We start from the raw sequence: 20,939 nt of genomic DNA, 5'->3' as shown, positions 1-20,939 counted from the left end.
TGGGGGTACCCGGAATAACCCGCGCCGCCTTTGGTAGGAGCGGCGGAAGCCGCGAGCTTTTCCCGCGCGGCCCACGATGAAAAGCTCGCGGCTCCCGCCGCTCCTGCGAGCGCGTTATCGCAAACTACCAGCGCGGCGAGCGGGTGATCGGCGGCGCTTCGTGCTGGCGGTCGTAGGTGCGCAGTTCCTCGCGCAGGTGGGCGATGCGCTGGCGGCCCAGGGCGTTGCGCGATTCGTCGAGCACCACGCCGTCCAGCAGCTCAGCCATGCGGCGGGCGATCGGCTCCATCGCCTCCCAGGCGTCGAGTGCGTTGATCGGCGCCGGCAGGGTCAGGAAGAAGGCGATCGCCGGGGTTTCCAGCGACTGGATCTGGGCCATGTCGAAGCTGCCCGGCTTCATGATGTTGGCCACGCTGAAGATCGGGCCGCGCTCTGGATGCGTCTCGACCAGGCGGTGGAACACGTTCATGTGGCCGTAGGTCAGGCCGGCCTTCTCGGCGGCGACGACGATGTCCGGCCCGCGCAGCACCTGCCCGGCCTTGGCGGCGATGTAGAGGGTCACGATCTTGTCGAAGTCGTCGTTCTCGCGCTTGCCGACCTCGCTGGCGGCCATCGCCGCGGTGCTGCCGACGGCGCGGTCGAGCAACTCCATCTCCGCCTGCACGACGGCCTCGCCACCGGCCTCCGGCGCTTCGGCCAGTTCGCTCTCGATCTGCGCGCCCAGCGTGGGCTCGGTGCGCGAGCCGCGCTCGCCGGGACCGACCCGCCGCCCCTGCCCCTGGCGGCGCGGCCGGCCGAAGAAATAGATCGCGGCGATCAGGATCACGCCTGCAACGAGGATCCCGAGGCGCAGCAGCCAGGCATCGGACATTTGCGGTTCTCCTTAGGCAGCGCCGGCCAGGCGCGCGGCTTCGGCCAGGTCGACGGACACCAGGCGGCTGACGCCCGGCTCGCGCATGGTAACGCCGGACAGTTGCTGCGCAGCCTCCATCGTCGCCTTGTTGTGGGTGACGAACAGGAACTGCACGTGCTCGCTCATCTCCGACACCATCGCGGTGAAGCGGCCGACGTTGGCTTCGTCCAGCGGCGCGTCGACCTCGTCGAGCAGGCAGAACGGCGCCGGGTTGAGCTGGAAGATCGCGAACACCAGCGCCACCGCGGTCATCGCCTTCTCGCCGCCCGAGAGCAGGGTGATGTTGGATACGCGCTTGCCGGGCGGGCGCGCCATGATCGCGACGCCGGTGTCGAGCAGGTCGTCGCCGGTGAGTTCGAGGTAGGCGTGGCCGCCACCGAACAGGCGCGGATAGATCTGCTGCACGCCCGAGTTGACCCGGTCGAAGGTGTCCTTGAAGCGGCCGCGGGTCTCGCGGTCGATCTTGCGGATCGCATCCTCAAGCGTTTCCAGTGCAGTGGTGAGGTCGGCGTCCTGCGCGTCAAGGTATTCCTTGCGCTGCGCGGCCTCGGCGTGCTCCTGGATCGCGGCGAGGTTGACCGGCTCGAGCCTGCGCAGCTTGGCGTCGAAGTCGGTGACCATCTTCTCCCACGCCGACACTTCCGCCTCGGCCGACAGGCCGGCGATCACGTCGTCGAGCACGAAGCCGGCCTCGGCCACGGCGGTCGACAGCTGCTCTGCGTGGATCACCAGCGCCTGCTGGTCGAGCTTGCGCTGCGAGATCGCCTCCCGCTGGGCCAGCGACTGCTCGTCGCGCTGGTGGCGAACCTGTTCGAACTCGCGCAGCTCGTTGTCGATGCCCTCGAGCGCGGCGCGCGCGGCGCCCAGCGCGCGTTCGGCGACGACGCGCTGTTCCAGCACCGCCTGGCGCTGCTGTTCCAGCGCCGCGGCCGGGTCTTCGTCGCCCGTTGCGAGCTGGGTGGCCAGTTCGCCCAAGCGGCTGTCGAGTTGGCCGCGCTGGCTGCCCATGCGTTCGAGCGACTGTGCGAGCGCGGCGACCTGGGTGCGCTGGGATTCGAGGGTCAGCGCCAGTGCGTGCGCGGTTTCGCTTGATTCGCGGGCGGCGGTGCGGGCCTGGTCGCGGGCGTCGACCAGGCTGCTGCGCTCCGATTCCAGCGCCTGCCGGGTGCCTTCCAGCTCGCCCATTCGCGAAACCGCGTCCTCGAGCTTGCTGCGCGCCTCGCGCGACTGCTCGCGGCTGGCGTCGAGGGTTTCGACCAGTTGCTCGACTTCGCTGTCGATCCTGGCGATGCGGTTGCGCGCCGATTCCAGCCGGCCCTGCTGGCTCTGCAGCTGGCCGGCCAGTTCGGAAACGCTGCGATGGGCCATGTACAGCCCGCGCTGCGCGTCCTCGCGCTGCTGCTCGGCCGCCAGCAGGCGGTCGCGCCACGCGGCGATGCCGCGCTCGAGTTCGTGCTCGCGCGCCTGCAGGGTCTCGATTTCGCCGCGCAGCGACTGGATCTCGCGCTCGCGCAGCAGCGCCCCCTGCTTGGCCGCACCCGAACGCAGCACCCGCACCCAGCCGGCGCCGAGGCGCTCGCCGTGGCGGGTGATGACGGACTCGCCCTCGCCCAGCCGCGCCTGCAGCGCGCGCGCCTCGTCCAGCGTTTCGGCGACGTGCAGGCGTGCCAGCAGCTGGCGGATCGCCAGCGGGCCGCGCACCTTCGCGGCCAGCGACGTGGATGCGAAATCGGCATCGCCCGTTGCCGACGACACCAGCGCGAGGCGGCCTTCGCCCAGGTCACCCAGGGCCTCGACCAGCGTCTCCGGGCTATCGACCAGCACGCCTTCGATCAACTGCCCGAGCGCGCCTTCGACCGCGTTTTCCCAGCCCGCTTCCACTTCCAGCCGCTCGCCCACGCGCGCGGCGGAGTCCAGCCCGTGCTGGCGCAGCCATTCGACGGCGGCGCCCTGCTCCTGGCCGAGTGCAGCATGCTGGAGGGTTTCCAGCGACGACAGCCGGCCGCGCTTTTCCTGCGCCTGCTTGCGCACTTCAGCCAGTTCGTTCTGCGCGGTGCGCTGCTGATCCTGCAATTCGGTGACGGCCTGCTTGCGCTGCTCGAGTTCGCCGCCGAGCGTGTCCAGCGATGCCTTCTGTTCCTCGTGCTGCGTCTCGATGCCGGCGAAGGCCTCGGCCAGTGCCGCCAGGTCGAGCGCGGCGCGCTCGCTGGCCAGCTGTTCGCGGCGACGCTCGGCTTCGAGGCCCTGGCGGTCGAGGTAGTCGACGCGCGTGCGCTCGACGTCGCCGGCGCGCGCGGCCTCGGCCTGCTCGCGGGCGTGCGTGTCCTGGCGCTGCTGCCAGTCGGCCAGCGCAGCCTCGGCGTCGCGCAGGGCGTCCTGGCGCACGCCGTCCTGTTCGCGCAGCTGCTCGAGCCGCGGCTGCGCGTCGGCCATGGCTTCCTGCAGCGCCTGCAGGCGAGCCTCGTCGCCGTGGATGTGCTCGCCGATCTCGGCCAGTGCGGCCTGGGCCTCGTCGCGCGCGCGCTGCAGGCGCTGCGCCATCTCGCGCTGGTGGGCGATCTGCTGCTCGATGCGGGCGAGGTTGCCGCCGACTTCGTAGCCTTCGGCCTGCGCCTTGTTCAGCGCTTCCATCGACTCCTCGCGGCGCACGCGGCCGGTCTCGATCTTCGCCTCGGCCTCGCGCTGTTCGGCGATCAGCTGCTGCAGGCGCGTCTCTTCCTGCGACAGGCCTTCGCGCAGCGCGGCGAGCTTCTGGTCCAGGCCGCGGTACTCCAGCGCCTTCCATTCGGCATCGCGGATCTTGCGCTCGGCCTGGATCGCGGTGTACTGCTCGGCCTGCTTCGCCTGCCGGGCCAGGTGCTGGAGTTGCTTGCCGACCTCGTCGCGCAGGTCGGTCAGGCGGTCGAGGTTCTCGCGCGTGTGGCGGATGCGGGTCTCGGTTTCCTTGCGGCGCTCCTTGTACTTGGAGATGCCGGCGGCCTCCTCCAGGTACACGCGCAGGTCCTCGGGGCGGGCGTCGATGATCTGGCTGATCATGCCCTGCTCGATGATCGAGTAGCTGCGCGGGCCCAGGCCGGTGCCGAGGAACAGGTCGGTGATGTCGCGACGCCGGCAGCGGGCGCCGTTGAGGTAGTAGTTGCTGGTGCTGTCACGGCCGACCGTGCGCTTGACCGAGATCTCGTTGAACGCGGCGTACTCGCCGGCGATGGTGTGGTCTGAGTTGTCGAAGATCAGCTCGACCGTTGCCTGCGACACCGGCTTGCGCGCCGACGAGCCGGAGAAGATCACGTCGGTCAGCGAATCGCCGCGCAGGCGGCTGGCGGTGCTTTCGCCCATCACCCAGCGCACCGCGTCGATGATGTTGGACTTGCCGCAGCCGTTCGGGCCGACCACGCCGGTCATGTTGGTCGGCAGGTGCAGCGTGGTGGGATCGACGAAGGATTTGAAACCGGACAGCTTGATCGTGGACAGGCGCATGCGGCGTCGGGAGGCCTCGGCGCGGCCCCGCGGACGGAGCGGCGATTGTTATAGAGAATCTGGATTCGATTCCAACGCCAAGTCATTGATTCAACGTGGCACGGAACCGGGAGATCGGATCAATCCCTGAGTATAGCGGCCCGAAGCCGCTTGCAAACGGTCGTTGCCGCCCGCCCACGTGACGAACCGCAGTCGGCAGGGACCACGGCACCCACGCTGGCAGTCGACGCGTGCTTTTGCCGATAGCGCTTATTGACCGGCGCGCGATTCGCGCCAGGGTGCCCGCTGGACGCCAGTGGCCCACGAGCTGCCCGCCACGGCGGGCGATGAGGAAGACCGAAATGACGACACGTCGCATGGCCGCCATCGCGGGAGTGGCAGCGCTGCTGGCCATCACGATCGCACTGGCCAGGTGCAGCAACGGCCCTGCCCCGGACGGGAAATCGGAGCCACCCGTGGCGGCCAACCCCGATGCCGCCGAGGGTGCCACCGCCAGCGACGCCACCAGCACGGACGAAGCATTCGAACTCACCCCGGCACTGCTCGAGGCGTACGCGAAGGGGCTGCGCAAGGAAGCCGAGATCATCCGGCGCCCGGGCCGCGGGACGCACTACGGCGTCACGATTTCGAAGTACGGCGACGAGGCGCAGGAAGTGGTCGCGGCCGCGGGGCTGTCGATCGACGACTACCGCGCCATCCAGGACGTGGTCGACCCCGTCTTCACCACGCTCAACTTCCAGGGAAAGATCGGACCGCCGCGCAGCATCGACGTCGAACGGGCCCCGGAATGGAAGCAGCGCCTCGCCGGCGACCCGTTCGACGAACTGTCCCCGGCCTCGGCGAAGGTGCTGCGCGAGCACATGGACATCCTCGTGCCGCCGTGGAGCGAGATCATCGCGCTGACCGCGCAGCACGGCTAGGGGCTGCGTGCGGCATCTCGGGGCGGAGATGCAAACGCATAAGGCAGGGGGAGCAAGAAGCTCGCGACTGAAGCCGCTCCTGCAAGAGCGTCGATGACGTGGCGGCTCAGCCCAGCCGCGCGCCCGTCTCGCTGTCGAAAAAGTGCGCGCGCGCCGGCACGTGGCCCAGCTGCACCACATCCCCCGGCGACGGCAGCTCGTGCGGCGGTTGGCGCAGGATGATCTCGCCCTCGCCGCAGCGCAGGTTGACGAAGGCCTCGTTGCCCACCGGCTCCACCGCTTCCACCTGCGCCGCCAGTCCCGCGGCGCCGGTTTTGCCGTCGATGCGCAGATCCTCCGGCCGCAGGCCCATCGTCAGGCGCTTGCCGACCACCGCCTGCAGCGCCGTGCGCGTGGCTTCGTCCGGCGACAGCGGCAACTCGACGCCGTCACCCATGCGCAGCCGCAGGCCTTCATCGCCGGCGCGCAGTTCGCCGTCCAGCAGGTTCATCTTCGGGCTGCCCAGGAAGGTCGCGACGAACAGGTTGGCCGGCTTCTCGTACAGCGCCATCGGCGTGTCGATCTGCTGGATCCGCCCCTTGTCGAGCACCACGATCCGCTGGCCGAGGGTCATCGCCTCGATCTGGTCGTGGGTGACGTAGACCATGGTCGCGCCGAGCTGGCGGTGCAGGCGCGCGATCTCCACCCGCATCGACATGCGCAGCTTGGCGTCCAGGTTGGACAGCGGTTCGTCGAGCAGGAACACCTGCGGCTTGCGCACCAGCGCCCGCCCGAGCGCCACGCGCTGGCGCTGGCCGCCCGACAGCGCGCCGGGCTTGCGGTCGAGCAGTTCGTCCAGTTCGAGGGTCTTCGCCGCCTCGGCCACGCGGCCGGCGATCGAAGCCTTGTCGTGGCCGCGCAGCTTGAGTCCGAACGCGAGGTTCTCGGCCACCGTCATGTGCGGGTACAGCGCGTAGCTCTGGAACACCATCGCGATGTCGCGGTCCTTCGGCGCGACGTCGTTGACCACGCGATCGCCGATTTTCAGCGTGCCGGAGGTGATCGTCTCCAGCCCGGCCACCATCCGCAGCAGGGTCGACTTGCCGCAGCCCGACGGGCCCACCAGCACCAGCAGCTCGCCGTCGGCCACCTCGAAGCTGGCGTCGGCGACGCCCACGTAGCCGTTGGGATAGACCTTGCGCAACTTGTCGAGCTCGACGCTGGCCATGGGTTCTCCGGTTGCGGCGGCGGCCTCGATGTTGTCGGCCGTCGCGGTTTGCAGATCGGCGGGCTGAATACGTTTGCAGGCCGCGGGTTCCCGGCGTCCCGGACATTACACTGGCCCGATTCGTTCCGGTATTCTGGCATGTAATCGTTTTCATGCCGACCACGGACCAGCACGGGGAATCATCGTCGATGACGCAGCTGCAGCAGAAGGATTTTTCGTTCCCGAAGGGGTTCCTCTGGGGCGCGGCCACCGCCGCCCACCAGATCGAGGGCTCGCCGCTGGCCGACGGCGCCGGCCCCAGCATCTGGACCCGCTTCGCGCACACGCCGGGGATGACCTTGAACGGCGATACCGGCGACGTCGCCTGCGACCACTACCGGCGCTGGAAAGACGACGTGAAACTCATGCGCGAACTGGGCCTGCAGGCCTACCGCTTCAGCGTGTCGTGGTCGCGCATCCTGCCCGAGGGCACCGGCCGGGTGAACCAGGCCGGCCTGGACTTCTACTCGCGCCTGGTCGATGAGCTGCTGGCCAACGACATCGAGCCGCTGCTCACCCTGTACCACTGGGACCTGCCGGCCGCGCTCGACGACCGCGGCGGCTGGCTCAACCGCGACAGCGCCGACTGGTTCGCCGAGTACGGCCGCGTGCTGTACCGCGCGCTCCACGGTCGGGTAAAGAAATGGGTGACGCTCAACGAGCCGTGGGTGGTCACCGACGGCGGCTACCTGCACGGCGCCCTCGCCCCCGGGCATCGCAACAAGTACGAAGCGCCCATCGCCAGCCACAACCTGATGCGCGCGCACGGCGCGGCGGTGCAGGCGTACCGGGCGGAAGGCGCGCACGAGATCGGCCTGGTGGTGAACATCGAGCCGAAGCACGCCGCGACCGATTCGCTCGAAGATGCCGCCGCGGTCAAGCGCGCGCATGCCTACATGAACGAGCAGTACCTGCACCCCGCCCTGCTCGGCTGCTATCCGCCGGAACTGAAGGACATCTTCGGCGACGCGTGGCCGGAGTTCCCCGCCGACGACTTCACGCAGATCGTGCAGCCACTGGATTTCGTCGGCATCAACTACTACACCCGCAGCGTGAACCGGGCTTCGGACAGCTACCCGACGGGTGCATCCCCCGTGCTGCAACCGCAGGGCACTTACACCGAGACGGGCTGGGAGGTATTCCCGCAGGGCCTGACCGAGCTGTTGCTGTGGTTCAAGCAGACCTACGGCGACATCCCGCTGTACGTCACCGAGAACGGCGCGGCGTTCTTCGACCCGCCGGTGGCCGATGTCGATGCGTCGGGAGCGCGCCGCGTGCGCGACCCGCTGCGCACCGACTACCTGCGCAAGCACCTGTCGGCGATCCACGACGCCATCGCCGCCGGCGTCGACGTGCGCGGCTACATGGTCTGGTCGCTGATGGACAACCTCGAATGGTCGCTCGGCTACCGCAAGCGCTTCGGCATCGTGCACGTCGACTACGGCACCCAGCAGCGCACCCCGAAGGACAGCGCGCGCTGGTATTCTCGGGTGATCGAGACACACGGCGGCTCGTTGGCGGAGCCGCTGCCTTGACTGAGGGGCTGGGATCTGGGGGCTAGGGACTGGCAAGGGCGGAAGCTCGCCGCGCCATTCGTTTCCAGTTTTCGAGGCCGGCTCCCGACAGCGATCGTCGATTGCACGGCGCCGGATGTGCCGCTCGATCCACCCAAACCCAAAATCCCAAACCCCAGCCCCCAGATCCCAGATCCCCACAATGCACGACACCCTGCTCCTGTTCGGCGCCACCGGCGACCTGGCCCAGCGCTACCTGTTCCCGTCGCTGCTGCACCTGCTGCGCGACCGGCTGCTGCCGGACACGTTCCGGGTGGTCGCGGTGGGTCGCAGCGAACACGACGACGCGGGTTTCAAGCAGTGGCTGCGCGAGCGGCTGGAGGATGGTGACGACCGCGACGCGGCGGTTGTCGACGACCTGCTCGCGCGCGTCCACTACCTGTCGCTCGACCTCAACGACACCGAGGCCATGCGCACGGCGCTGTCGCAGTACGCGGACCGCCCTTGCGTGAGCTACCTGTCGACGCCGCCGGACCTGTTCGAACCGGCCTGCCGCGGCCTGAAGGCCGCCGGCCTGCTCGGGGGACAGTCGCGGCTGGTGCTGGAAAAACCAATCGGCCGCGACCTGGCCAGTGCGCGCGCGATCAACGCCACGCTCAGCGCGGCGCTCGACGAATCACGAATCTTCCGCATCGACCATTACCTGGGCAAGGCGCCGGTGCAGAACCTGCTGGCACTGCGCTTCGGCAACACGCTGATGGAAGCGGTGTGGCAGCACCGATGGATCGCGTCGGTCGACATCCTGGTCGCCGAGACGGCGGGCGTCGACGGCCGCGAGGGCTACTACGCCAACTACGGCGCGCTGCGCGACATGGTGCAGAACCACATGCTGCAGCTGCTCGCCCTGATTGCCATGGAGCCGCCATCGGAACTGTGCGCCGACTGCATCCGCGACGAGAAGACCAAGGTTCTGCGCGCGCTGCGGCCGATGACGGCTGCCGACGTGGACACGGACAGCGTGCGCGGGCGCTACACCGGCGGCGTGGTCGACGGCGAGGCGGTCAACGGCTTTACCCATGACAGCGACGTCGAGACCTTCGTCGCCCTACGCGCGTACATCGACAACTGGCGCTGGGCGGGCGTACCGTTCCGGCTGGTGACGGGCAAGCGCATGCCTTCGCGCACGACCGAGGTCGTGGTGTCGTTCAAGCCGGTCTCGCACTGGGTGTTCGAACGCCCGGATCGCAAGCGCGCACGCCCCAACCGGCTGCGCATGCGGCTGCAGCCCGATGAAACCATCGAACTCGGGCTGATGGGCAGCCTGGCCGCGCCCGAATGGGGCGCAACCGAACTGCAGCCGATGTCGCTGGACCTGTCGATGTCGTCGACGCCCGCGCGCCGCATCGCCTACGAGCGCCTGCTGGTCGACGCGCTCAAGGGCGACCAGACGCTGTTCGTGCGCGACGACGAGGTCGAGGCTGCGTGGCGCTGGATCGACAGCGTCAGCGCAGCCTGGCGCGAGGCGTCGACACCGGCTCAGGACTATCCCGCCGGCTCGTGGGGGCCCGCCGCCGCGTCCGGTTTCCTGCCGGTCACCCTGGCCGCCAACGGACACAGGAAGAAGACGTCGTGAGCGAAGCCGGCCGGCACGTCCTGCTCGCCGACATCGGCGGCACCAACGCGCGCTTCGCGCTGGCCGACACCGCCGCCCCGCTGCCGCTGCTCGAAGACAGCGTGAAAGAGTACGCCGTCGCCGACTTCCCCTCGCTCGGCGACGCCGCGCTGCACTACTTCGACGACGGCGGTACGCAGATGGCCGGCGGCCAGCCCGTGCGCCGCGGCGTGTTCGCCGTGGCCGGGCGCGTCGAGGGCGAGCACGCGCGCATCACCAACCATCCCTGGGTGATTTCCAGCCCGCGCATCTGCGAGATGCTCGACTTCACGCAGCTGGACCTGGTGAACGACTTCGCTGCGCAGTCGATGGCGATCCCGGCGCTGCGCCCCGGCGACCTCATCGCGATCGGCGGCGCGGCCTGGACGCCCGACGCGACGCCGGCCGACCGCACCTATGCCGTCATCGGCCCCGGCACCGGCCTGGGCGTGGGCGTGCTGGTCGTGCGCGGCGGCCGCTACTGGCCGCTGGAAACCGAGGGCGGCCACGTCAGCTTTCCGCCCGGCACGCCGGAGGAAATCGCGATCCTCGAGCGCCTGTCCGCGCAGTTCGGCCGCGTCTCCAACGAACGCCTGGTCTGCGGCCCGGGGCTGGTCAACATCCACCGCGCGCTGAGCGAGATTGCCGGCGTCGACCCCGGCCCGATGCAGCCGGCGGACATCACCGCAGGCGCCGCCGCGGGCGATGTGCGCTGCATGCGCGCGACCGACGTGTTCTGCGCGGTGTTCGGTGCCATCGCCGGCGACCTGGTGCTGACCACCGGCGCATGGGACGGCGTTTTCCTGACCGGCGGCGTGGTCCCGAAGATCCTGCCGCTGCTGCAGCATTCCGGCTTCCGCCAGCGCTTCGAGCACAAGGGCCGGTTCTCGCCGAACATGGCGCGGGTGCCCTCGATGGCGGTGCTGCATCCACACGCAGGCCTGCTCGGATGCGCGGTCATGGCCCGGCAAACGGTGGTGGCGACATGAAGCCCCTGGACCAGGAACAGCACAAGCCGGACATGGAGATTGCAGGCCCGCGCGTGCATTTCCTGTCCTACCAGAGCGCCGAACAGTGGGCCTGGGCGGGCGCGGTCACCCTCGCCGCCGAGCTGCGCCGCGCGCTGGAGCAGCGGCCGCGCGCGCGCCTGCTGCTGTCCGGCGGCTCGACCCCGGGGCCGGTGTACCAGGCGCTGTCGCGCGCGCCGCTGGAGTGGTCACGCATCGACGTGGCGCTGGTCGATGAGCGCTGGCTGCGGCCGGACGATCCCGACAGCAACTCGCACCTGGTGCACGCCACGCTGCTGCAGGACAAGGCGGCCGCCGCGCGCTTCGAAACCCTGACCCGTACCGGCCGCAGCGTGGAAGAGGCCGTCGCGGCCGCCAACCTGCACGCCAACCAGGTTCCCGACGCGGTCGTGCTCGGCATGGGCGGCGACGGCCATACCGCCTCGCTGTTCCCCGGCATGATCGGGCTGGAGCAGGCCCTCGCCAGCCCCACCGCCTATGTTGCCGTCGACGCCACGGGCTGCCCCGGGTCCGGCCCGTGGCCGCGCCGCATCAGCCTCACCCCGGCGGGGCTGGAGCCGTCGCGCATGCGTTTGTTGCTGATCCGCGGCGAGGACAAGCGGCGCCTGCTGGAACGCGCGATGGACGGCACCGACCCGCTTGAACTCCCGATCCGCCTCGCCTTCACCACCCCGGGGGCGCGGCTGCGCGTGCACTGGTGCCCCTGACCCCCGAACCGCCCGTCCGCGACACCACCCGAACCTGGCTGCCATGACCCTCGACCCCCGCATTGCCGCCGTCACCGACCGCATCCGCGCGCGCAGCCGGCGCTCGCGCGCGGCCTACCTGGCCGGCATCGAAGCCGCGCACGAACAGGGTCCCAATCGCAGCCGCCTGAGCTGCGGCAACCTCGCCCATGCCTTCGCCGCCTGCGGCCCGACCGACAAGGGCCGCCTGCGCGCCGACGCCACGCCCAACCTCGGCATCGTCGACGCCTACAACGACATGCTCTCCGCGCACCAGCCGTTCGAAACCTACCCCGCGCTGATCCGCGAAGCCGTGCGCGCGCTGGGCGCCACCGCGCAGGTCGCCGGCGGCGTGCCGGCGATGTGCGACGGCGTCACCCAGGGCCGCGCCGGCATGGAGCTTTCGCTGTTCTCGCGCGACGTGATCGCCCAGGCCACGGCGATCGCCCTGTCGCACGACATGTTCGACGGCGCGGTGTACCTGGGCGTGTGCGACAAGATCGTGCCGGGCCTGCTGATCGGCGCGCTGGCCTTCGGCCACCTGCCAGCAGTGTTCATTCCGGCCGGGCCGATGACGCCGGGCATCCCCAACAAGCAGAAGGCGGAAGTGCGCGAACGCTACGCCGCCGGTGAGGCGACCCGCGAGGAACTGCTGGAAGCCGAGGCCTCGTCCTACCACGCGCCCGGCACCTGTACCTTCTACGGCACGGCCAACTCCAACCAGGTGCTGCTCGAGGCGATGGGCGTGCAGCTGCCGGGGGCGTCGTTCGTCAATCCCGGCACACCGCTGCGCGACGCGCTGACCCGCGCCGCCACCGAACGCGCGCTGCGCATCACCGCGCTGGGCGCCGACTACCGCCCGCTGGGCCGGCTGATCGACGAGCGCGCCATCGTCAACGCGATCGCCGCGCTGATGGCCACCGGCGGCTCGACCAACCACACCATCCACTGGGTCGCCGTCGCGCGCGCGGCCGGCATCGCGCTGACCTGGGACGACATCGATGCGATCTCGCAGGCGGTGCCGCTGCTGGCGCGCGTGTATCCCAACGGCGAGGCGGACGTGAACCGTTTCGCCGCGTGCGGCGGCACCCAGTTCGTGTTCCGCGAGCTGCTCGACGCGGGCCTGATGCACGCCGACATCGAAACCGTCGTGCCCGGCGGCATGCGCGCCTACTGCGACGAACCTCGCCTGGCCGCGGACGGCTCGCTCGACCATGCGCCGGGCATCGCGACGAGCGCCGATGAAACCGTGGTGCGCCCGGCCTCGGCGCCATTCGAGGCGCAGGGCGGCCTGCGTTTGCTGCGCGGGAACCTGGGCAGCGCGTTGATCAAACTGTCCGCGGTGAAGCCGGAATTCCGCAGCATCACCGCGCCGGCCGTGGTCGTCGACGCTCCGCAGTTGCTCAACCGCCTGCATGCGGCCGGCGCCCTGCCACGCGACTTCGTCGCCGTCGTGCGCTACCAGGGCCCGCGCGCCAACGGCATGCCGGAGCTGCACTCGCTGGCGCCGCTGCTGGGCATGCTGCAGAACCAGGGCCGGCGCGTGGCGCTGGTTACCGACGGCCGCCTGTCCGGCGCGTCGGGCAAGGTTCCCGCTGCGATCCACGTCACTCCCGAAGCGGCGCGCGACGGCGCGCTGGCGAAGCTGCGCGAGGGCGACATGATCCGCCTCGACGGCGAGGCCGGCGTGCTCGAAGCGCTGGTCGACGCCGACGAGTGGGCGTCGCGCGAAGCCACGCCGAACCGGGCGCCGTCCGCACACGACATTGGCCGCAACCTGTTCGCACTCAACCGCGCGATGGTGACCGCAGCCGACCGCGGCGCGCTGTCGATTTCCTGCGGGCCGCCGTCGCCGGAGGGCGACGCCTGGGAGTACGACGCCGAATACGACCTGGGCAGTTCGCCCGTCTCTGCGACCGCGCCGCACGAGGCGAAAGATGCGTGAGTCGTTCGTGCTGCTTCACCTGCCTTTTATGCCGTCATCCCCGCGAAAGCGGGGGCCCAGTGCCTTCAGGCAGTTGAAATCAGAGATGCTGGGGCCCCGCTTCCGCGGGGATGACGATCAAAGGCGAGTTGCCCAGAGCGTTCCCGAGTCCGGTCTTCGAGTATTCAAATCCCCATGACCATCCAACAGCACCAGGCAAGGGCCGAACAACTGCTCCGCGACGCCGGCATCCTGCCCGTCGTCACCGTCGACAGCGTGGACCAGGCCAGGCGCCTGGCCGATGCCCTGCTGGCGGGCGGCCTGCGCAGCATCGAGCTGACCCTGCGCACGCCGGTCGCGCTCGAAGCGCTGGCCGCGCTCAAGCGCGACCTGCCGGATATCGTCGTCGGCACCGGTACGGTGCTGACGACCGAACAGATCCGGCAGTCGATCGACGCTGGCGCCGACTTCCTGGTCACCCCGGGGACGCCGGCGGCACTGGCCGACGCGCTCGCGCAGGCCCCCATCCCAGCCGTGCCCGGCGGCGCGACGCCGACCGAATTCCTCGCACTGATGGCGCGCGGCTTCCGCGTCTGCAAGCTGTTCCCCGCCAGCGCGGTCGGCGGCCTGGCGATGCTCAAGGGCCTGGCCGGCCCGCTCGCCGGCCTGACACTATGCCCGACGGGCGGCATCAACGAGGACAACGCCGCCGAGTTCCTCGCCCAGTCGAACGTCGCGTGCGTCGGCGGCTCATGGATGGTGCCGAAGCCGTGGCTGGCGGCGGGTGAATGGGACAAGGTCCGCGACGCCTCGCGCCGCGCCGCCGCGATCGTTGTCGGAAGCCGCTCGGCCTGACCCCGGAAACCTTCGTAGGAGCGGCGGAAGCCGCGAGCTCTTGCCTTCGCCCCTCCCACTGCCGAGGCGCGGCGAGGGAGCAGGGCTCGCTCAAGGCCCAGGCGGCGGCGGACGAGGCACCGGTATGTCGAACACGACCCGCGCCGGCACGGCATGGATGCGCAGCTCGCGGTCCCGCCAGTCCCATTGCGCCGGGCGGCCGTTGATCGTCGCCTCGTACAGCGGCCAGTGCGGGCTTGGAAACACCAGGCCGCCCGCCGGCACGTCGATCCCGTCGGCGACCTCCAGCACCAGCTCGTTGCCCTTGCGCCACAGCGAGTAGCCGAGTTCGCCGTACGGCGTGCGCAATCCATGGATCGCCACGCCCTCGCCCTTGCCGGCGTTGGCATCATTGTCGTCGAACCATTCGAACGGAATCCCCGCCGCCAGCACGATGCTGTCATCCGCGTCGCGCGCGTAGGCAAACATGTCCAGTGCCGCGCGCACGAAGTCCGATGCCACCCAGGCATGCGGAAGGTCGCCGAGGAAGAACGGCTTGCGCGGCGTGCTCGATACCACCTCGGCCCACTGATTCCATGCCGGCGGCGCGCGGTCGTCGAGGAAGAAGCTGGCGATGTACCACGCGCGCGAACGCCAGCCCAGGCGCACGAACGCCGACACGTTGCGCCACTCGTAGGGCGTGTAATCCTTCCATTCGCGCTGGCCCTCCGCGCGCTGGCGGGACTCGACCCAATAGCGCTCGAAGGTGTTGTCCAGCAGGTCTTCCGGAAGCCGTTCCAGTTCGCCGCCCGGTGCCAGCGCGATGGTGGTGGAAGTCGGGTCGAAATCGCCCAGCTCCGCGGCGCCGGGGATGAAGTCGATGCCGTGCGCCTGGGTCGCCGTACGGATCGACGCATAGATGTCCTCACGGAACTGGTCACGCGAGGCCGCCATGCGCCGCGCCTCATCCTCCTTGCCAAGCGCCTTCGCGACCTCCACCGCGTCCTTGTAGCCGCGCAGCGCCCAGAAATCGTCCCAGTACGAATGCATCGGCTTGGCCGAGTAGCCCTCGTGGCTGATCGAGGCCGGCATCAGTCCATAGAACGCCGGGTTCTTCGCGCGGTTGGCTTCGGTGCGCTCGCTCAGGCGCAGCTTCTCCATGTACTCGAACGCGCCGAGCACGTGCGGCCACATCTTCGCCAGGAACGCCTTGTCGCCATCGTAGCGATACAGCTCGGCGATGTTGAAGATCAGCTCGCCGTGGCTGTCGTTCTCGGGCACCGGGTCGCTGCCGCGGTCGTCGACGCAGCACGGCACCATGCCGTCGTCGAACTGGTACGGCGCGTACCACTCGACGTATTCGCGCACCGCATCCGTGCGCCCCATGCGCAGCAGGCCCTCGGAGATCATCGCGCCATCGCGGATCCAGCTGCGCGCGTACGAACGCGTGCCCGGCCGCAGGCTCGGGCCCACGCGTGAGACCAGCATGTGCGCGGTGGCGGTGCGCACGGTATCGGCCAACGCCTGGCCCTCGGGCGGGACGTCGATGCGCACGTCGTCGAGCCGGTCGCGCCAGGCCTGTGCGGTCCGCGCCTGCATGTCAGGCGCGCTCCAGTCGTTGGCCTTGAACGGCATGTCGCCGATCAGCGGTGCGAGCAGGTCCACCTCGCGCGATTCGCCGGGCTTGAGCTCCATCCGGTAGAGCAGCGCGCCCGATGCCAGCCCGGTCGGATCTTCGACCCTCGTCACTTCGGGCAGCTCACCACTGGCCAGCAGGCTGGCCGCCATGCCGTGGTCGAACGCACTGGCGAAACGCGCATCCGGCGCCTGCCGCGCAAACAGGCGCGGCTCGCCGTTGACCTCGGTCACGATCGGCCCGAGCGAAATGCTGTCGATCCGGCTGACGCCACCAACCGTGCTCAGGAACTGCGTGGGCGGATTGACCTGCAGCGGCCGGATGGCGAGCGCCAGCGTATAGGCCTGCGGCCGGTCGGTGGTGTTCTGCAGTCGATAGCGCGCCACCAGCTGTGCCTGCTCCGCGTTGCCGTGCGCGAACGCGGTTACCTGCAATCCGAAATCCGGATGCTTCCATGCCACACCCGGGATCGGCAGGTAGCCATCCTGCAGCGACTGCGATGCTTCCACGTCGGCCCAGGTGGCCAGCTCGTCGCCTGCAAGGACGAACGGCTCGACCCGGAAGCCACCGCGGGACACCTCGACCGCGCCGTCCTCGCCGATCAGCCCCTGGTCGCTGCCGGCGTCGACGCCAACGATCGTCCAGTACGGCTGCTCGCCGCTGAAGCCGCGCGGGAACAGGCCGCGCGGCGATTGCCCGGCCACGGAGCGGATGAAGTCGTTGGGCGTCGCGGCGAACGCCAGCGGCTCCGCGCTGGCCTCCCGCAGCCGGCGCGCTTGCCCCGGCCCGTCCTGCACCACGATGCCGACGTAGCGCGCCTCCGATTCGGGCAACGCGATCCAGTCGGTGCCGCCGTTGCCTTCGGTCACCTGGCGCACGTCGTGGAACGACTCGCCGTCCATGGACAGCTGCACGGCGTAGCGCGACGCGTAAGCGCCCTCCTCCCACTGCAGGACCATGCCGCCGAACTCGCGCACGCTGCCCAGGTCAAGCACCAGACGATCGCCGTCGCGGCCATTCCACGCCGTACCCGGATCGCCGTCGACGGCCGCCGCGGCATCGCCCGACGGTGCGCTCGCCGTTGCCGTCAGCGGGCTGTGGTCGGCCGGCGCCAGCCGCTCCAGCCGCAGCGCATCGAAGCAGACCGTGCCCTTGCCGCCGACGCGGTTGTAGATCGTGAATTCGAGCTTGGCGCTGTGGCGCAGCTCGCGATCGGGACTCGGGCCCCAGGCCTTGCTGATGTGGCGCTTCTTGTAGCGCACCGGCGTCCACTGCGCCGGGAATTCGTAGCCGGTCTTCTTCACCCACCACACGTTGTCGCCGCTCGCGTCGACGAACTTCATCTCCAGGTCGTTGGCCGGCGAATCCCCGCGCATTTCGAACGCGAACGCGTAGTTCTCCGGATAGTCGATCGGCAGGTCGCGCTGGATGCCGGCGTAGCCGGACACGCCGTTGAAGTCGTAGTCCAGGCACAGCGCCCTGCCCTGCACGCCTTCCGCCATGCGCAGCTTGCCACTGACCTGGTTGGAGGCGACGACGCGCCAGGGTGTCGCGTCCTCGAAGCCGTCGAGGAGCTGCGGCTCGCCGATGACCTGCTGTGCGAACGCGGATGCGGGAGCCACCAACGCCAACGACAGCAACAGCCAGGAACAGCCCCCCCGCAACCCTCCCCGCCGTAGGTCGGGGCTACGCCCCCGACGGCTCCCGCACCACTCGCGCGCTTCGACAACACCGACCCGAGCGGTGACAACCGTGCCGAGGCACCCGATGTTGTCGGGGGTGTAACCCCGACCTACGGCGTTCGATAACCTCATCCCTTCACGCTCCCGAGCAAAAGCCCCTGGATGTAATGCCTCTGCAGCACCAGGAACAGCACCAGCACCGGCACGATGGTCACCACCGAGCCGGCCATCATCAGTTCATTGTCCTGCACGTGTTCGCGCGACAGCGACGCCAGCGCGACCGGCAGCGTTTGCAAGTTCTGGTCGCTGAGCACGATCAGCGGCCACATGAAGTCGTTCCACGCGGCCATGAAGCTGAAGATCGCGAGCGTGACGATGATCGGCTTCAGCGCCGGCATCACGATCTGGAAGAAGATCCGCATCTCGCCGGCGCCGTCGATGCGCGCGGCTTCGAGCAGCTCGTCGGGGATCGACCGTGCGTACTGCCGCACCAGGAAGATGCCGAAGATCGTCGCCATGCCCGGCACGATCGCGCCCATGTAGGTGTTCACCAGCCCCATCTGCTTGAGCAGCAGGAACAGCGGCATCATCGCCACCTGCGCCGGGATCACCAGCGCCGCCAGCAGCAGCTGGAACACGCGCTCGCGTCCGCGGAACTTCAGCTTCGCGAACGCGTAGCCGGCCATGGTGTTGAACAGCAGCGCCAGCAGCGTCACGCAGGCCGAGACCAGGAAGCTGTTGAACAGGTAACGGCCCATGCCCGCCTTGGCGAACAGCTCGTGGTAGTTGCCCAGCGTGGGCGCGGCGGGCAGCAGCGGCGGCGGGAAATGCGCCGCCTCGCCGGTCTGCATGAACGAGACCGACAGCATCCACAGCAGCGGCGCCAGGCTGATCACGGCCAGCGCGAGCAGCAGCCCGTTGACCACGGCGGTCGCAAGGGGACGATTCATTCCACGCCCTTCCTGCGCGCGAACCACAGCAGCCCGCTGGTCACCGCGACCATCAGCACGAACAGCAGGAACGCCACCGCCGACGCGTTGCCCAGGTTCCACCACTTGAAGCCCTCGTCGTACATCAGGTACAGCACGCTCTTGGTGCTCTCCAGCGGCCCGCCCTGGGTCATCACGTAGGGCTCGGCGAACAGCTGGAAGTAGCCGGACATGGTCAGGATGCCGACCAGCAGCAGCACCGGCCCGAGCATCGGCAGGGTCACGTGGCGGAACTGGCGCCAGGCGCCGGCGCCATCGATGCGCGCGGCTTCGTACAGGTCTTCCGGGATCGACTGCAGGCCGGCGAGGAAGATGATCATGTTGTAGCCGAAGTTCTTCCACACCGCGAACAGGATGATCGTCGGCATTGCCCAGTGTGGATCGCCGAGCCAGTCGACCGGTTCGATGCCGATCGACGACAACCCCCAGTTCACCAGGCCATAGCGGGTGTGGAACAGGTAGCGCCAGATCACCGCCACCGCCACCACCGTGGTCACCACCGGCGCGAAGAACGCGGTACGGAAGAAACCCTTGAAGCGCCCCAATTTCGAATGCAGCAGCACCGCGGCGCCAAGCGACACCGCGATCGACAGCGGCACGCCGACGATCACGAAGTACAAGGTGTTGCCCAGCGTCTTCCAGAACAGCGGGTTGTGAAGCAGGCCAATGTAATTGTCGAAGGCGATAAAGCGCAGGTTGTCGATGTCGGCCAGTGCGTAGATGTCGAAGTCGGTGACGCTCAACCCCAGTGCGGCGACCACGGGCAGGAAGAAGAACAACACGATCACCAGCAATGCCGGCGCAGCGAAGGTCCAGCCGGCGAGCGAGCGGGTCACGGAGCGGCTCCTGCAGGCGCGCCGTACTCCGGATGCTTCGGCTTTTGATCGTCATTCCCGCGAAGGCGGGAATCCAGTGACTTGACTACGGGCGCCCCTGAAGCAGCGAACGATCCTGAACTACTGGGCTCCCGCCTTCGCGGGAATGACGACGGAGGATAGGCCCGGGATGCGGAAGACGGAAGGCGCGTATCGGACACGGACGGCGGCACAGGTGCGCGGGACTCGGCGACGGCGCGATCATCTGCCTGGTCCAGCATCCACCGCCGCTTCTCCAGGATCGCATCGGTCCGACGGTCGAGTTCGACCACCGCCTCGTCCACCGTCATGCGGTCGTTGGCGACCAGTTCGCCCACCAGCTTGAGTTCGGTGGCAATACGCTCCCACTCGGGCACCTTCGGCGTCGACACCGCGCGCTCGAGCTGGTCTCGGAATGCGCGCGCGTAGGGATCGTTCGCAAGCGACGGATCCTTCCAGGGCGAGCGGCGCGGCGGGAGGTTGCCGGTCATGCCGTGGAACCGTGCCTGCACCGCCGGATCGGACAGATACGCGACCAGCTTCCACGCGGCGTCCTTGTGCTCGGAATCGCGGAACACGACGAAGCTGGTGCCGCCGGCAACGGAAGCGCCGGGGCCATCCGGGCCTGGCAGCGGCATCGTCATCCACGCGTCGGACAGGGACGGCGGCAGGCGCTTGCGGAACTCGGCGATGTTCCAGGGGCCGTTGATGTAGAAGCTGAAGTAGCCCTTGCCGAACTCGTCCCAGACGTTGGAGATCGCGGTGTTGCCCACCCGCGGCGCCCAGCCCTCGTCGAAGATCTCCTTGTAGAACGCCAGCGTGCGCCGGAAGCCCTCGCTGCGGAAGTTGCCGTAGCGGCCGCCGTCACGCAACAGCGGGTCGTGGATGGCGAGGTTGAGCAGCGGCTCGAACTCGTTGAGCGGCAGCAGGATCGCGTAGCGCTCCGGGCCAACCTCGCGCTTGACCGCGGCCATCGCCGTACGCCACTGGTCCCAGTCGACGGGCGGCGAATCGATGCCCGCTTCGCGCAGGATGTCGACGCGGTAGAACGGCAGCCGCGTCTCCACGTACCACGGCACGGCATAGGTGACGCCATCGATGACACCGCTGTCCCAGGCGCCCGGGTAGTAGTCGGCGACATCGATCCCGGGGGTGGCCGCGATGCGATCGTCGAGCGGCGCCAGCGCTCCCAGCAATGCGAACTCCGGGATCCAGGTGTTGCCCAGCGGGGTAACGTCGGGCAGCGAATCCCCGGCGAACGCGGTCAGCAGCTTCTCGTGCGCCGACAGCACCGGCATCTGCTGCAGGTCGACGTGGATGCCGGGGTTGAGCCGCTCGAACTCAGGCAGCAGCCGCGCGACCTGCTCTCCCTCGAATCCCATGACCCAGAACGTGACGGTCTCGCGCGAATCGCGCTTCTCCGCGCAGCCCGTCAGCAGCGTGGCGAGCAGGCACGCCGATGCGCACCAGCGCATCCACGCGCCCGTTGCAGGGGCGAAGCGGCGTGGTGGCATTGGCTTGGCTCGGTGCATGTGGGCAGTCCATC

Annotated in this window: 14 protein-coding genes; 7 read left to right on the top strand and 7 right to left on the bottom strand. The window is 69.3% G+C overall.

The genetic code is table 11. From position 1 onward, the window contains the following. Nucleotides 1-124: 124 nt before the first annotated feature. Both zipA and smc read right to left on the bottom strand, forming a co-directional pair. Complete coding sequence (gene zipA / locus ACFONC_RS04590) at nt 125-871, bottom strand: cell division protein ZipA (RefSeq protein ID WP_386742540.1); 747 nt, start codon at nt 869-871, stop codon at nt 125-127. A 12-nt stretch (nt 872-883) separates the two neighbouring features. After that, on the bottom strand, nt 884-4,390 hold the full coding sequence (smc, locus tag ACFONC_RS04585) for a chromosome segregation protein SMC (RefSeq protein ID WP_386742539.1): 3,507 nt from the start codon (nt 4,388-4,390) through the stop codon (nt 884-886). Nucleotides 4,391-4,731: 341 nt separating this feature from the next. Here smc and ACFONC_RS04580 point away from each other — a divergent pair, with 341 nt between their 5' ends. Continuing rightward, on the top strand, nt 4,732-5,310 hold the full coding sequence (locus ACFONC_RS04580; RefSeq protein WP_386742538.1) for a hypothetical protein: 579 nt from the start codon (nt 4,732-4,734) through the stop codon (nt 5,308-5,310). Nucleotides 5,311-5,416: 106 nt separating this feature from the next. Here the strand turns inward: ACFONC_RS04580 and ACFONC_RS04575 are convergent, their stop codons facing one another. After that, entirely contained in the window at nt 5,417-6,517 is a 1,101-nt protein-coding gene (locus tag ACFONC_RS04575; protein ID WP_386742537.1) for an ABC transporter ATP-binding protein, read from the bottom strand. 152 nt (nt 6,518-6,669) lie between these two features. On the opposite strand from ACFONC_RS04575, the gene ACFONC_RS04570 reads away from it, so the two are divergent. The 6 genes from ACFONC_RS04570 (at nt 6,670) to eda (ending at nt 14,253) form a co-directional block, all read left to right on the top strand. Continuing rightward, nucleotides 6,670-8,091 carry a GH1 family beta-glucosidase gene (locus ACFONC_RS04570; RefSeq protein ID WP_386742536.1) on the top strand — a complete coding sequence of 474 codons (1,422 nt, stop codon included), beginning with the start codon at nt 6,670-6,672 and terminating at the stop codon, nt 8,089-8,091. A 181-nt stretch (nt 8,092-8,272) separates the two neighbouring features. Continuing rightward, a complete protein-coding gene (zwf, locus tag ACFONC_RS04565) occupies nt 8,273-9,703 on the top strand; it encodes a glucose-6-phosphate dehydrogenase (protein WP_386742535.1) in 1,431 nt (476 codons plus the stop codon). After that, nucleotides 9,700-10,710 (top strand): glucokinase, encoded by a 1,011-nt coding sequence (gene glk / locus ACFONC_RS04560; protein WP_386742534.1) that lies wholly within the window; start codon nt 9,700-9,702, stop codon nt 10,708-10,710. Before zwf ends, glk begins: the two co-directional genes overlap by 4 nt. A 32-nt stretch (nt 10,711-10,742) precedes the next feature. Beyond that, nucleotides 10,743-11,456, top strand: coding sequence for a 6-phosphogluconolactonase (gene pgl, locus ACFONC_RS04555; protein ID WP_386743064.1), 714 nt, complete (start codon nt 10,743-10,745; stop codon nt 11,454-11,456). A 43-nt stretch (nt 11,457-11,499) separates the two neighbouring features. Further along, nucleotides 11,500-13,419, top strand: coding sequence for a phosphogluconate dehydratase (edd, locus tag ACFONC_RS04550; protein WP_386742533.1), 1,920 nt, complete (start codon nt 11,500-11,502; stop codon nt 13,417-13,419). A gap of 174 nt (nt 13,420-13,593) precedes the next feature. Next, the gene (gene eda / locus ACFONC_RS04545) at nt 13,594-14,253 is read left to right on the top strand and encodes a bifunctional 4-hydroxy-2-oxoglutarate aldolase/2-dehydro-3-deoxy-phosphogluconate aldolase (protein WP_386742532.1); all 660 of its coding nucleotides are present in this window, start codon (nt 13,594-13,596) and stop codon (nt 14,251-14,253) included. Between the two features lie 90 nt (nt 14,254-14,343). Here eda and ACFONC_RS04540 read toward each other — a convergent pair whose 3' ends face one another. From ACFONC_RS04540 to ACFONC_RS04525, 4 genes are all read right to left on the bottom strand, one after another. Further along, nucleotides 14,344-17,493: a discoidin domain-containing protein gene (locus ACFONC_RS04540; RefSeq protein ID WP_386743063.1), complete on the bottom strand. Its 3,150-nt coding sequence runs from the start codon at nt 17,491-17,493 to the stop codon at nt 14,344-14,346. A gap of 185 nt (nt 17,494-17,678) precedes the next feature. Continuing rightward, nucleotides 17,679-18,500: a carbohydrate ABC transporter permease gene (locus ACFONC_RS04535; protein WP_386742531.1), complete on the bottom strand. Its 822-nt coding sequence runs from the start codon at nt 18,498-18,500 to the stop codon at nt 17,679-17,681. After that, nucleotides 18,497-19,375, bottom strand: a complete 879-nt coding sequence (locus ACFONC_RS04530) for a carbohydrate ABC transporter permease (RefSeq protein WP_386742530.1) — start codon at nt 19,373-19,375, stop codon at nt 18,497-18,499. Before ACFONC_RS04530 ends, ACFONC_RS04535 begins: the two co-directional genes overlap by 4 nt. Beyond that, complete coding sequence (locus ACFONC_RS04525; RefSeq protein ID WP_386742529.1) at nt 19,372-20,868, bottom strand: sugar ABC transporter substrate-binding protein; 1,497 nt, start codon at nt 20,866-20,868, stop codon at nt 19,372-19,374. The genes ACFONC_RS04530 and ACFONC_RS04525 overlap by 4 nt, the downstream gene beginning before the upstream one ends. Between the last annotated feature and the right edge of the window lie 71 nt (nt 20,869-20,939).

The sequence above is a fragment of the Luteimonas soli genome (assembly GCF_042648865.1).
Classification (GTDB): domain Bacteria; phylum Pseudomonadota; class Gammaproteobacteria; order Xanthomonadales; family Xanthomonadaceae; genus Luteimonas; species Luteimonas soli.
Note: the sequence above shows the minus strand (reverse complement) of the source record. Positions and strands in the feature narration are given on the sequence as shown.